A 12,069-nucleotide genomic window follows, 5' to 3' on the forward strand; every position below is an offset into this window, starting at 1 on the left:
TACGTTCTCATGAGCCTGCCGCAGCCGTGCATCCGATCGGAATCTGATGTTCCGAACCCTGTCACCCCGGCGTCGACCTACCGTATCCAGCTGCACCCGGGGTTCTCCTTCGACGCCGCCCGGGAAGCCGTGCCGTACCTCGCCTCCCTGGGCGTCTCACACCTGCACCTGTCGCCCGTGCTGGAGGCGGTGCCCGGCTCCACGCACGGGTACGACGTCACCGACCACGCGCGGGTCCGCGCCGAACTGGGCGGCGAGGAGGGCCTGCGGGCACTCGCCGGGGCCGCCCGGACGCACGGACTCGGTGTGGTCCTCGACATCGTGCCCAACCACATGGCCGTCCCCGACCCCCTGCGCCTGAACCGACCCCTGTGGGAGGTGCTGCGGGAGGGGCCGCACTCCCCGTACGCCCGCTGGTTCGACATCGACTGGGAGGCGGGCGGCGGACAGCTCCTGCTCCCCGTCCTGGGCGGACCCGACGAGGCCTGCGCCGTGGACGCCCAGGAGGGCGTACTCCGTTACGGGGAGAAGGAGTTCCCCCTGCGCGTCGGGACCGCGCACCTTCCCGAGGCCGAGCTGTTGGCCGCGCAGTGGTACCGGGTCGCCTGGTGGCGCGAGGCCCGTACGGGACTCAACTACCGGCGCTTCTTCACCATTTCGGACCTGATCGGGGTGCGGGTCGAGGACCCGGGCGTCTTCGCCGCCACCCACGCGAAGGTGCTGGAACTCGTCCGCGACGGCGTGGTCCACGGCCTGCGCATCGACCACGTCGACGGACTCGCCGACCCCGAGGGCTACTTGCGACGGCTTCGCACGGCCGTCGGTGACGACTGCTGGGTGGTCGTCGAGAAGATCCTGGCCCGCCAGGAGCGGCTGCCGGCCCGGTGGCCCGTCGCGGGCACCACCGGATACGACGCCCTGCACCGGGTGGACGGCCTCTTCGCCGACCCCACCGGCACCGCCGAACTCGCAAGCTCCTTCCAGGAGTCGGCCGACGCCGACTCCTGGGAGGACACGGCCTCGGCGGCCGCCCGCGAGGTGCTCACCGTGGACCTGGCGGCGGAGCTGGCCACCCTGGAACGCCGGGCCGGCCCGGATCTCGCCCCGGCCGTGCGGGAGTTGCTCGTCACCTATCCCGTGTACCGGCCCTACCCCGGCGACGCGGACCTGGACCCCGACGCCCTGACCCGGGCCACCGCACGGGCCGGGAAGAGCGCGGTGGAGGGCGTACGCGACCTCGTGCTGCGCGACCGCGCCTTCGGAGCCCGCTTCGCCCAGACCTCGGCGGCCCTGCGCGCCAAGTCCCTGGAGGACCGGGCCTTCTACCGCTGGGCGCCGCTCCTGTCGGCCACCGAGGTCGGCGGGGAACCCGGCGCCCCGGCGGTGTCGGTCGCGGAGTTCCACGCGTACTGCGCCGACCTGGAGCGGGACTGGCCCGCCTCCGGGACCGTGCTGTCCACGCACGACACGAAGCGGAGCGCGGACGTCCGCGCCCGGATCGCGGTACTGTCCCAGGCCCCGGAGGCCATGGCCCGCCCCGCCGGCCCGGACCCCCGGCTGGCCTGGGTGGCCGGGCAGAGCGCGCTCGGACTCGGCGGCGCCCCCGAACACGGCCCCCGTCTGGAGGCGGCCCTGCTCAAGGCGGCCCGGGAGGCGGGGCTGCGCACCTCCTGGACCGACCCCGACGAGGAGTACGAGGCGGGCATCGCGGACCTGGTGCCCGCAGACCCCGTACGGATGCCGCCCGCGCTGGTCGGGGCGGCCCGCGCGAACCTGCTCGGGATGACCCTGCTGCACCTGGCGATGCCGGGGGTGCCGGAGATCTACCAGGGCTCGGAGACCGAGTACCGGGCGCTGGTGGACCCGGACAACCGCCGCCCGGCGGCCTTCCCCCGCGCCGCACTGGCCGCGCTGGACTCGGGCGCCGCCCCACGGGACGTCGCGGCGGAGAAGCTCGCGCTGACGGCCGCCCTGCTGAGGCTGCGCCGCGAGCGCCCCGAGCTGTTCACGGGCTACACCCCCCTGACGGCCCGGGGCCCGGCGGCCGAGCACTGCGTGGCCTTCACCCGCTCACCCGGCCTGGCGGCGGTGGCGACCCGCCTCTCGCACCGCCTGGCCGGCGCGGGCGGCTGGCGGGACACCACCCTGCTCCTCCCCCCGGGACACTGGAGCCCCCTCCCGAACCCCACCCGAACCTTCGAAGGCCCCACCCGCCTGGACACCCTGCTGAACGCCACCCCGGCGATGGCACTGGTCCGGGTGGGGTAGGGGGGCGGGGGCGGGGCGGGGGCTGCGGGGAACCTCGGCGGGGTGCGTGCGGGGCGGGCTCTCGGATGGTTTGGGGGTCTCCCGCCAGTCCACTGTCCTTCCGTGCCGGTCCGGTCCCTCAAGGGCGCTCCTTCGTCGCGTCGCTACGCGATTTCGCTGCGCTCCACCCTTGACCGACCGGCCCGTCACGGAATGCCAAAGACTGTCGGGAAGCCCCCAAAAGAACGGGCTGGTCTGAAGCGAGGAGGAGCGGCCCCGTCATGGGACATGGGACGGGCGCTTCGGCCGGCAGGCCGGGCATCCGGGTCCCTCGCAGAACCTTTCAGGACTCGGCTCGGACTACTCCACACCTGCGGTTGATCAGGACAGTGGGACGGGACCGGGGGCGCAACGGATCGCTCCACGCTTGCTCTCGGCTTGGCGGCTGCGGCCCGTCTGGGGCTGGGAGGGGTCTCTGGTGCCTGGGGACGGCCTGTCAGAGCTTGCGTGTGGGGGACGCGAGGCCCCATGCAAGGGCGCCGGCGAAGAGGAGGGCGACAGCTGCGAGGGCGGGGATGCTGTGGGCTGGGTAGAGCGGTAGCGCCCACCAAGAGCCGGTTCGGTACCCGAGGGAGTCGTGGGGCTGCCCGAGCATCACGTTGGCGATGATGTAGAGCAGTCCGGCGGCCACCGCCGTGGCCTCGTTCGCGCACCTATGCCTCGGCTGATGCGGCTGATCTGGCGGCCTGCTCGATCCTCGCGCAGTAGGCGGCGCGGGCTTCCTCGTCGATCTGCGTCTCATGTTCGGGGCGCATCCCGGTTCGGCCGTCGACGCTTTCGCGCAGGATGTCGGCATGCCCGGCATGCCTGTTGGTCTCGCTGAGGACGTGGACCATGACGGCGAACAGGTTCGTGTTGGGATGAGGCTCCGGCCACCACGGCACGTGGCCGGGGGCGTCGAGGGGAAGCTCGTTGATCGTCGCGTCCGAGTGTTGCCACGTGCGCCGGTAGGACTCGATGATCTGATCGCGGGTCTCGTCCTGGGTCGCCCACAGATCGCTGCCTTCGTGGTCCTGCCACCGGGGCAACGGTTCCGGGGAAGGGCGGCCGAAGACCTCGCCGAAGTACCTGGCCTCGACGCTGGCCACATGTTTGATCAGGCCGAGAAGGTTGGTCCCGGTAGCCGTCAAAGGTCGGCGGGCGTCGTATTCGGACAAGCCCTCAAGCTTCCAGAGCAGCGCTTCGCGGTCCCGCCGCAGTCTTCCGTGCAGGTTGCCCTTCGCGAATTCATCGATCATGCGGCCTCAGCCTGCCATGCGCTGCTCGCGGTCTCAAGATCCCTTAGTCGGTCCGCAACGACCGCCAGAGCCGAGGCCCTGCCATGGCCACCCCGCCCCGAGCAGCTACAAGAAGCTCCCATTCTTGCCACGTGAGACAACCCCCTTTTGCCCAGCCCCAGACGGACCGCAGACGCTGAACCGAGTGCGAGTGCGTAGCGATCCGTTGCGCCCCCGGTCCTGTTCCACTGTCCTGATCACCCTCAGGTGTGGAGTAGCCCGAGCCGAGTCCTGAAAGGTTCTGCGAGGGACCCGAATGCCATGCGTGCTCGCCGAAGCGCCCGTCCCTCTGCTCATGACGGGGCCGCTCCTCGTCACTACAGACCAGCCCGTGCTTTTGGGGGCTTCCCGACAGTCTTTGGCATTCCGGGACGGGCCGGTCGGTCAAGGGTTGAGCGCAGCGAAATCGCGTAGCGACGCGACGAAGGAGCGCCCTTGAGGGACCGGACCGGCACGGAAGGACAGTGGACTGGCGGGAAACCCCCAAACCATCCGCGAGACCGCCCGACCGCATACCGCCGGGGTTTCCCCCGCCCAGCCCTCAAGGCGTTGGCCAGGGGTTCTTGGGGAGATTGGGGGCGTGCGGAGTGGTAGGGGGCGTGCGCGGCGGGCATGGCATCAGGTGTGACCCTCCTCCGTGACATGTGCTACCCCACGCCCCACGAACTCGCCCTGTCCGCAAGCACGCTGGCGGACGAGCACCCGGCGCGGGTCGCCCTCCGGCGGGCCGGGACGTCCCGGGGCGGGCGGCCGTTGTGGGTGCTCTCCGTCGACGGGCGGAACGGCGGCGGGCGGCAGGTGCTCGTCGTCGCCGGGGCCCACGCCAACGAGCCCGTCGGCGGGGCCACCGCGCTGGACCTGGCCCGGCGGGTGATCCGGGGCGGCGGTGGCGGGGCCGGCTGGCACTTCCTGCTGTGCGCCGATCCGGACGGGGCCGACCTCCACCGCACGCCCCACCCGTACTCGCTCGCGGACTACCACCGGAACTTCTTCCGCCCGCCCGGGCCCGAACAGCCGGAGTGGGCGCCGTCTTTACTCGCCCCTGACCGGCTCCCGCCCGAGACCCTCGTCCTGACCGGGCTCATCGACGAGCTGCGGCCCGTGCTCCAGGTCTCCCTGCACGGCACCGATCTGGGCGGCTCCTGGGTGCAGCTGACCCGGGACGTACCCGGTCTGGCCGAGCCGTTCGGGAAGTCGGCGGCCGAGCTGCGGATCCCGGTGGAGACGGGGGCCTCCGACGCCGCCGGGTGGTCCTCCCCCGGGCCCGGGATCTTCGTGATGCCGGAGCAGCGCAACGAGGCGGGGGCCTTCCACCCCGAGGACATCCGGCTGAGCACCTGGTACCACGCCCACCGCCACCGGGGCACGACGGCCATCGTCGAGGTGCCCATGTGGGCGTCCGACCTGGTGGACGATCCCGCACCGCACCCCGACCCACGGGGCGCCCTGCGGATGCTGGCGGGGCGGCTCATCGAGGACGCGGCCCTGGTGGCCGGGCCGCGTCGAGGCGTACGGGGGGCGGGTGGGGACGCCGCCGCGCTGCTGCGGGCGGTGGACTGGACGCTCGCCCTGATCCCCTCGGTCGCCGCCCAGTGGACGGGGGCCGGGGCCTCCGCCGAGGCCACGACCGCGTCCGTGGGCAGCATCGACGCCTTCGGGCGCAGACTCTCGCTGCGCGCCGGCGCGATGCTGCTACGGGTCCTGCGGGCCGAGGGGCATCCGGCGGCGCCCGCGCTGGACCGTCTGGTCACGGGGTGGTGCGAGGAGTTCGCGGCCCGCTTCCAGGCACGCTGGGTGCCGGTGTCCACCCAGGTCGAGCACCAGTCCCGGACGGTCCTGGCCGCCTACGAGAGGCTGGCGGACCGCTGACGCCGGGCCGGGGGCCGCTTCGGTGGGAGCACGTTCAGCGCACGGGCGGTTCAGTCCACGGGCGGTTCAGTCCACGGGCGGGCCCGTCCGGGACAGGCGTCGGTGGTGGCCGGGGGTGACTCCGAAGGCCGTCCGGAAGATCCGTCCGGCGTGGGCGGGGTCGGTGAGGCCCCAGTGCGCGGCGAGTTGGCGGAACGGTCGCTCGGCGAGGGCGGGATCCGCGAGGTCGTGGCGCAGCCGCTGGAGCCGGCTGGTGCGGATGTGCTCGGCGACGGTGGTGTGCTCGGGCTCGAAGAGCTTGTGCAGGTGGCGCAGGGAGATGTGGTGGGCGGCGGCGATGGTGCCGGGCGTCAGCCCGGGGTCGCCGAGTTGGTCCCGGATGAACCGGTGGACCTGGGTCAGGAGCAGCGCGTGTCGGGGTGGGTCCCCGCACCCGCCGGCGGCGGGGCCGGCCGGCGCGGAGAGCACCTCCACGAGCAGGCCGACGGCGGCGTCCGCGAGGCGGGAGGCGTCCGCGAGGCGGGAGGCGTCGGCTGCCCCGTGGTCGGTCGCGACGCGTGACATCTCCTCCAGGTGGCGTCGCAGGAGGGCGCCCGTTCCGGTTCCGCCAGGGACGTGGGCGGGGGACGCCGCGTCCAGCAGGTCGGACCGCAGCGGGAGGTGGACGCGCGGCACCTGGACGACGAGCGAGGCGGTGTCGGGTCGTGCGCCGGAGAGGCACCGGGCCGTGAACGGCCGCGAGGAGTCGTAGACGAGGAGGTCCCCCTCGGTGGCCGTCACCGCTCGGCGATCCCGGGTCAGGGTGATCGCCCCGCGGACCGTCAGCCATACGTGGAGCACTTCCGGGTCGGCCCGGCGGATCAGCCGTGCGCTCCTGTGGGCCGTCAGCGGCGGGCACCGCAGTGCGAACAGTTGGAGGCGTCCGAGGTCCAGCACGCGGCAGGAGGCCGAGAACTCCTCCCGGCGCTCGATGGTGAGCGTGCACGCCATCGCGTGTCGGGCGAGGGCGGCTTCCCAGGGGGCCGGCCGGCGCGGAGCCGCGAGGTGGTCCGTCGGGAACTCGGCTGTGAGGGTCATCAAGGCATCCTTCCGCGGGGCCGTTCGGCCGGCAGCCCGGTGACCTTGACGCGCGCGGGGGCCGGCGCTCTTGTAGAAAATGGCGCCGGGGCGCGGAATGGCCGGTGCCGCGCGGCCGGCCGGCGCGAAGCCGCCCGCGACGCGCGGCGCCGAGGCCGTCCCGGAGCGCGCCCCAAAGCCTCCTCGGGGGCCGTCCCGGGGGGCCTGCTCAGGGGGCCTGGACGGGCCAGGCGTAGCGGCGCTTGGGGCGGGCGGTCGCGCCGAGGCGGTCGTAGAACCGTACGGCGCCCTCGTTCCACTCAGGGGTCTGCCATTCGACGCGGTCGAGGCCGAGTTCGGCGGCGAGGGCCGCCACGCCGGTCATCAGGGCGGCGCCGAGGCCGTGTCCGCGCGCGTCCTCGGCGAGGTAGAGGCAGTCCATGTGGAGGTAGTGGCGGCCGTCCCAGAAGGCGAACTCGGTCGAGCAGGCGGCGTACCCGGCCACCGTGCCGTCGGGGGTTTCGGCGAGGAGGACCCACAGGCGGGCGTCGGGGGCGAACAGCTGCGGGCCGAGGCGGTCGGCGAGTCCGGGCGGGCGGGGGTCCGCGCGCTCGTACGCCACGTGCTCGTGGACGAGTTCGACCAGCCGGGGCAGGTCCTCGGGGCGGGCGGGGCGGACCACGGGGGCCGCGTCGGCGGGGGCCTCGCCCTCCGGCGGTACGTCGGGGGTGGTGTTCATGGCGCCATCCTGCGCCCCCGGGCGGCCGAGGGAGCGGGCGGGACGGGGCCGGCGGGAGGGGCCGATGAGAAGGGTCAGTGGGCGGAGAGGCGGAAGCTCACGGTGCCGAAGCCGATCTGGTCCCCGTCGCGGACCACGGCGGAGCCGGACAGGCGACGTCCGTTGACGGTGGTGCCGTTGGTGGATCCGAGGTCGGTCAGGACCCACAGGCCGCCGCGCAGGCTCAGCTCGGCGTGCGCGCGGGAGACGGTGTCGTGGGTGAGCCGCAGGCCGTTGCCCGGGTCGCGGCCGATCCGCAGGGGGCCCGCGGCCGGGTGCGGGAGCAGCAGTTTGGGCAGCCGTTCCGCCTGCCAGGCGCGCCGTACGCCGACGGAGACGGCCGAGGCGCGGCCGACCCAGCCGAACAGGCGGTGGGTCCAGGGGCTTTCGGTGCCCGGGCGGGCCTGGAGGTCGGCGGTGAGGACGGCGAGCTCCTCGGCGCGGCGCGCCACGAGGGCCAGCTCCATCCGTCGCATGAAGGTGTCGTGCGACAGCTTTCCGAGGGCCGCACCCTCCCTGAGCTGGCCCAACGCCCGGTCCCGCTCAGCGTCGGACAGGCGCGGAGCGGGGAAGGCGGAGAACTCGAAACTCGACGTCACAGGGTGATTGTCGGCCCGTCGGGTGCGGAGTGTCCAGAAGTCCCCCGGCCGGCCCGGAATGATGGGCACGATACGCATGCTGGACACCGCCGGAGACGAGGGGACCGTCCGTGCAGTTCGAGGTATGGGCACCGCTGACAGGTCGGGTCGCCATGCGACTGAACGACACCGACTACGAGATGAACGCCGATCCGGGTCCGGAGCGCGCCGGCTGGTGGACCGTCGAGGCGGCGGCCGGCGACGGCGACCGGTACGGGTTCCTGTTGGGCGAGGATCCGACGGTCCGTCCGGATCCGCGCGGGCGGCGGCTGCCGGACGGCCCCGACGGGCTGTCGGCGGTGGTCGCCTTCGGGCCGCTGACCCCCGAGGGGCCCGGCCCGCGGGTCCCCCTCCAGGACTCGGTGCTGTACGAGGTGCACGTGGGCACCTTCACCCCCGAGGGCACCTTCGACGCGGCGGTCGCCCGCCTGCCCCACCTGGCCTCGCTCGGGGTCACGCACGTGGAACTGATGCCGGTGTGCCCCTTCCCGGGCCGGCACGGTTGGGGGTACGACGGGGTCGCGCCGTGGGCGGTGCACGAGCCGTACGGCGGTCCGGCGGGGCTGGCCCGGTTCGTGGCGGCGGCGCACGCGGCGGGGCTGGGGGTGGTCCTGGACGTGGTCCACAACCACCTGGGCCCCTCGGGCAACCACCTGCCCGCCTTCGGTCCGTACTTCACCGACACCCACCACACCCCCTGGGGCGCGGCGGTGAACCTGGACGCGCCCGGATCGGACGAGGTCCGCGCGTACCTGGTCGGCAGTGCGCTGGCCTGGCTGCGGGACTACCGGATCGACGGGCTCCGGCTGGACGCCGTGCACGCGCTGGCCGACGGGAGGGCGCTGTCCTTCCTGGAGGAGCTGTCCACCGCGGTGGACGCCCTCTCGGCGGAGACGGCCCGGCCGCTGTTCCTGATCGCGGAGTCCGACCAGGGCGACCCCCGGCTGACCACGCCCCGTACGGCGGGCGGGCTGGGGGTGCACGCGCAGTGGAACGACGACTTCCACCACGCCCTGCACTGTGCGCTGACCGGTGAGTCCCAGGCGTACTACGCGGACTTCGCCGAGGCCCCGCTCGGGGCCCTCACCAAGACCCTGACCAGGGCCTTCTTCCACGACGGAACCTGGTCCTCGTTCCGCGGCCGGACGCACGGACGCCCGGTGGACCGCCGCCGCACCCCGGCGCACCGGTTCCTCGGCTACACCCAGACCCACGACCAGATCGGCAACCGGGCCCTCGGCGACCGGCTCTCCGCGACCCTCTCCCCCGGGCTGCTGGCCTGCGCGGCGACCCTCGCCCTGACGGGGCCGTTCGTACCGATGCTGTTCATGGGCGAGGAGTGGGGGGCCCGCACCCCCTGGCAGTACTTCACCGACCATCCGGATCCGGAGCTGGCGGAGGCGGTCCGCACGGGCCGGCGCCGGGAGTTCGCGGCGCACGGCTGGAAGGCGGAGGAGATCCCCGACCCGCAGGACCCGGCGACCCGGGAGCGCTCCTGCCTGGACTGGGAGGAGCCCCGGCGCGACGCGCACGCCCGGCTCCTGGACTGGTACCGCGTCCTGATCGCGCTGCGCCGCGCCCAGCCCGACCTGCGCGACCCGGACCTGGCTGCGGTCCGGGTCGCCCACGACGAGGAGCGGCGCTGGGTGACCTTCCGGCGCGGTGACGTCCGGGTCGTGGCGAACCTGTCGGGAGAACCGGTGACGATCGCGCTCGGCCGCAACGGGGTGCGGGTGCTGGCCGCGTGGGAGCCGGTGGAGCATCCGGGTCCGGACGGGCGGATCCGCGTACCGGGCGAGTCGGCGGTGGTCCTCGGCCCCTGAGGCCGTCCGCCTACTCGACGACCGCCAGCTCGCGCGGGGCGTGGTTGAGGCGGGCGCCGCCGTCCTCGGTGACCGTGACGATGTCCTCGATGCGGACGCCGAAGCGGCCGGGGAGGTAGACGCCCGGCTCCACGGAGAAGCACATGCCGGGGACGAGGGGCTGCTCCTCGCCCTCGATCATGTACGGGGGCTCGTGGGTGGTGACGCCGATGCCGTGGCCGGTGCGGTGGATGAAGCGTTCGCCGTAGCCGAACTCGGTGATCACCGCGCGGGCCGCCCGGTCCACCTCCTGGCAGGCGACCCCGGGGCGGACGGCGGCGACGCCGGCCTGCTGGGCCTCGCGGACGATGTCGTGGACGCGCTGCTCCTCGGCGGTGGGCTCGCCCACGTGGACGGTGCGGGAGATGTCGGATCCGTAGCCGTGCTTGAGGCCGCCGAAGTCGAGGACGACCATGTCGCCGTGCCGGATGACGCGCTCGCCGGCCTCGTGGTGGGGGTTGGCGCCGTTCGGGCCGGAGCCGACGACGGTGAAGTCCACCTGGGAGTGTCCGTGGACGCGGAGCAGCCCGGCGAGGTCGGCGGCCACCTCGCTCTCGCGGCGGCCCGCGAAGGGGACGTGCAGGATCTGCGCGTAGGCGGCGTCGGCGGCGGCACCGGCGGCGGCGAGCCGGGCCAGTTCCCGTTCGTCCTTGACGGCGCGCAGCATCGGCAGGGCGTCGGTGAGGGGGGCGTAGGAGGTGGTGGGCAGCTCTCGCTGGAGGCCGAGGAGGTGCAGGGCCCAGGTGTTGTCGCTGACCCCGAAGCGGCCGCGCGCGTCGAGGAGCGGGGCGGTGACGGAGTAGGGGTCCTTGCCGTCGGTCCAGTCGCGCAGGGTGAGGGCGCCCGCGCCGGGGGCCTTCTCGGCGTCGGGGGCTTCCAGGGCGGGCACGACCAGTACGGGGTCCTGGCCTGCGGCGAGGACGAGCACGGTGAGGCGCTCGGTGTCGACGGGCCGGTAGCCGGTGAGGTGGGTGAGGTCGGGTCCGGGGGCGATCAGCAGCCCCGCGAGGCCGGCGTCGGCGGCGCTGCGCGCGGCGGCCTCCATCCGGGCGGCGTAGTCGGCGGTGGTGAAGGGGGCCGGTTCGGCGTGGATCGGGTCGCCGTGGATCGGGTCGGAAGTCATACGGGGATCCTGCCGCGAGCGGTACGGCCGGCGCATCGGCCGCGCCGGTCGGGTTCCCGGGCGCGGTCCTGGGCGCGGTCCGGGGCACGGTCCGGGGCGCGGTCCGGGGCGCGGGAGTCGCGTGCGGTGCGCCGGGCGCTCGGTGGCGTCGCGCGCGGGGCCCCGCAATATGCGTCGCGGGAGCACCCCGCTGATCGGCTATGCTGTGCGTGCACGACGAACGGGTGGTCCGCCGCCCTTCGTGGTGGGTGTAGCTCAGTTGGTAGAGCACCTGGTTGTGGTCCAGGTGGCCGCGGGTTCAAGTCCCGTCACTCACCCTGTTGATCCCGTGGGGGGTACGAGGTTTTCCTCGTACCCCCCACGGGTTTTTCGTCTTCCGGCCGGGTCAGGCCCGCAGGAACGCCTCGATCTCGGCGGCGAAGGCGACCGGGGCCTCGTGCGGCGGGTAGTGGCCCGCGCCCGGGAGGGTGTGCACACGACAGTCCGGATACCAGGCCTGCCAGGTGGCGTGCATCAGCTCGGCGGTGAGGGCGAGGTCGTGGGCGCCGACGAGGACCAGTACCGGGACGGTGTTGCCCTTGATCGCGGACGTCAGGTCGAGGGGCTGCCAGCTCGCGAGGTACGCCGCGAAGGCCTCGGGGCGCGAGACGGCCCGGGAGTGGGCGACCATGTGCTCCAGCCAGTGCGGGCTCGTCCGGTGGCCGGTGACCAGGTCCAGGATGACGCGTCGCTTGGCGGGGTCCTCGGCCGCTCCGTAGAAGAGGGCGTGGGTCTGGTCGTCCATCGTGTAGGGGGCGGCCGGGAGCGGGGCGAGGCCGATCAGCTTCTCGATCCGCTCGGGCGCGCGGGCCAGTACCTGCTGGGCGGCCTTGGCGCCCATGGAGTGGCCGAGCAGGGAGAAGGTGTCCCAGCCGAGCTGGTCGGCGAGTTCGAGCACGTCGTCGGCGATCTCGGGGAGGGTGTACCGGCCGGGGACGTCGCGGCGCTCACCGTAGCCCCGGTAGTCGAGGAAGGCGTACGAGAACTCCTCCGGGTCCAGGTACTCCAGGACGGAGCCCCAGTTCGCGGAGGTGCCGAACCAGTCGTGCAGCACGATGACGCGGACGGGTCCGGTGCCGATCCTGCGGTGGGCGATGGCCATGCGTTCTCCCTCGGTGAC

9 protein-coding genes and 1 tRNA gene are annotated in these 12,069 nt (G+C 73.8%); 4 read left to right on the forward strand and 6 right to left on the reverse strand.

The genetic code is table 11. The annotated features are described in order from the left end of the window. Window positions 1–9: 9 nt before the first annotated feature. Window positions 10–2,268 (forward strand): malto-oligosyltrehalose synthase, encoded by a 2,259-nt coding sequence (gene treY, locus ACIOD1_RS16040; protein ID WP_401902773.1) that lies wholly within the window; start codon window positions 10–12, stop codon window positions 2,266–2,268. A 692-nt stretch (window positions 2,269–2,960) separates the two neighbouring features. Here the strand turns inward: treY and ACIOD1_RS16045 are convergent. Continuing rightward, on the reverse strand, window positions 2,961–3,545 hold the full coding sequence (locus tag ACIOD1_RS16045) for a DinB family protein (protein WP_401902775.1): 585 nt from the start codon (window positions 3,543–3,545) through the stop codon (window positions 2,961–2,963). A gap of 663 nt (window positions 3,546–4,208) precedes the next feature. Between ACIOD1_RS16045 and ACIOD1_RS16050 the strand changes: the two genes are divergently transcribed. Then, window positions 4,209–5,453 carry a M14 family zinc carboxypeptidase gene (locus tag ACIOD1_RS16050; protein WP_401902776.1) on the forward strand — a complete coding sequence of 415 codons (1,245 nt, stop codon included), beginning with the start codon at window positions 4,209–4,211 and terminating at the stop codon, window positions 5,451–5,453. 66 nt (window positions 5,454–5,519) lie between these two features. Here ACIOD1_RS16050 and ACIOD1_RS16055 read toward each other — a convergent pair whose 3' ends face one another. From ACIOD1_RS16055 to ACIOD1_RS16065, 3 genes are all read right to left on the reverse strand, one after another. Further along, complete coding sequence (locus ACIOD1_RS16055) at window positions 5,520–6,530, reverse strand: helix-turn-helix domain-containing protein (RefSeq protein WP_401902778.1); 1,011 nt, start codon at window positions 6,528–6,530, stop codon at window positions 5,520–5,522. A gap of 208 nt (window positions 6,531–6,738) precedes the next feature. Beyond that, entirely contained in the window at window positions 6,739–7,248 is a 510-nt protein-coding gene (locus ACIOD1_RS16060) for a GNAT family N-acetyltransferase (protein WP_401902780.1), read from the reverse strand. A gap of 74 nt (window positions 7,249–7,322) precedes the next feature. After that, window positions 7,323–7,886, reverse strand: coding sequence for a DUF1707 and FHA domain-containing protein (locus ACIOD1_RS16065; protein ID WP_365616690.1), 564 nt, complete (start codon window positions 7,884–7,886; stop codon window positions 7,323–7,325). A gap of 110 nt (window positions 7,887–7,996) precedes the next feature. On the opposite strand from ACIOD1_RS16065, the gene treZ reads away from it, so the two are divergent. Continuing rightward, entirely contained in the window at window positions 7,997–9,748 is a 1,752-nt protein-coding gene (treZ, locus tag ACIOD1_RS16070) for a malto-oligosyltrehalose trehalohydrolase (protein WP_401902783.1), read from the forward strand. 10 nt (window positions 9,749–9,758) lie between these two features. On the opposite strand, the gene ACIOD1_RS16075 is transcribed toward treZ, so the two are convergent. Next, the gene (locus ACIOD1_RS16075) at window positions 9,759–10,910 is read right to left on the reverse strand and encodes an aminopeptidase P family protein (protein WP_365616686.1); all 1,152 of its coding nucleotides are present in this window, start codon (window positions 10,908–10,910) and stop codon (window positions 9,759–9,761) included. A gap of 244 nt (window positions 10,911–11,154) precedes the next feature. Between ACIOD1_RS16075 and ACIOD1_RS16080 the strand changes: the two genes are divergently transcribed. Further along, window positions 11,155–11,227, forward strand: a tRNA-His gene (locus ACIOD1_RS16080). 68 nt (window positions 11,228–11,295) lie between these two features. On the opposite strand, the gene ACIOD1_RS16085 is transcribed toward ACIOD1_RS16080, so the two are convergent. Then, on the reverse strand, window positions 11,296–12,051 hold the full coding sequence (locus ACIOD1_RS16085) for an alpha/beta hydrolase (RefSeq protein ID WP_365616684.1): 756 nt from the start codon (window positions 12,049–12,051) through the stop codon (window positions 11,296–11,298). Window positions 12,052–12,069 lie beyond the last annotated feature (18 nt).

It is taken from the genome of Streptomyces sp. NPDC088097, from assembly GCF_044741845.1.
Classification (GTDB): Bacteria; Actinomycetota; Actinomycetes; order Streptomycetales; family Streptomycetaceae; genus Streptomyces.

Bases quoted from the DNA above. Each gene is read 5' to 3' on its own strand.
- ACIOD1_RS16075 (WP_365616686.1), bottom strand. From the start codon at position 10,910: ATGACTTCCGACCCGATCCACGGCGACCCGATCCACGCCGAACCGGCC.
- ACIOD1_RS16055 (WP_401902778.1), bottom strand. From the start codon at position 6,530: ATGACCCTCACAGCCGAGTTCCCGACGGACCACCTCGCGGCTCCGCGC.
- ACIOD1_RS16060 (WP_401902780.1), bottom strand. From the start codon at position 7,248: ATGAACACCACCCCCGACGTACCGCCGGAGGGCGAGGCCCCCGCCGAC.
- ACIOD1_RS16085 (WP_365616684.1), bottom strand. From the start codon at position 12,051: ATGGCCATCGCCCACCGCAGGATCGGCACCGGACCCGTCCGCGTCATC.
- treY (WP_401902773.1), top strand. From the start codon at position 10: ATGAGCCTGCCGCAGCCGTGCATCCGATCGGAATCTGATGTTCCGAAC.
- ACIOD1_RS16045 (WP_401902775.1), bottom strand. From the start codon at position 3,545: ATGATCGATGAATTCGCGAAGGGCAACCTGCACGGAAGACTGCGGCGG.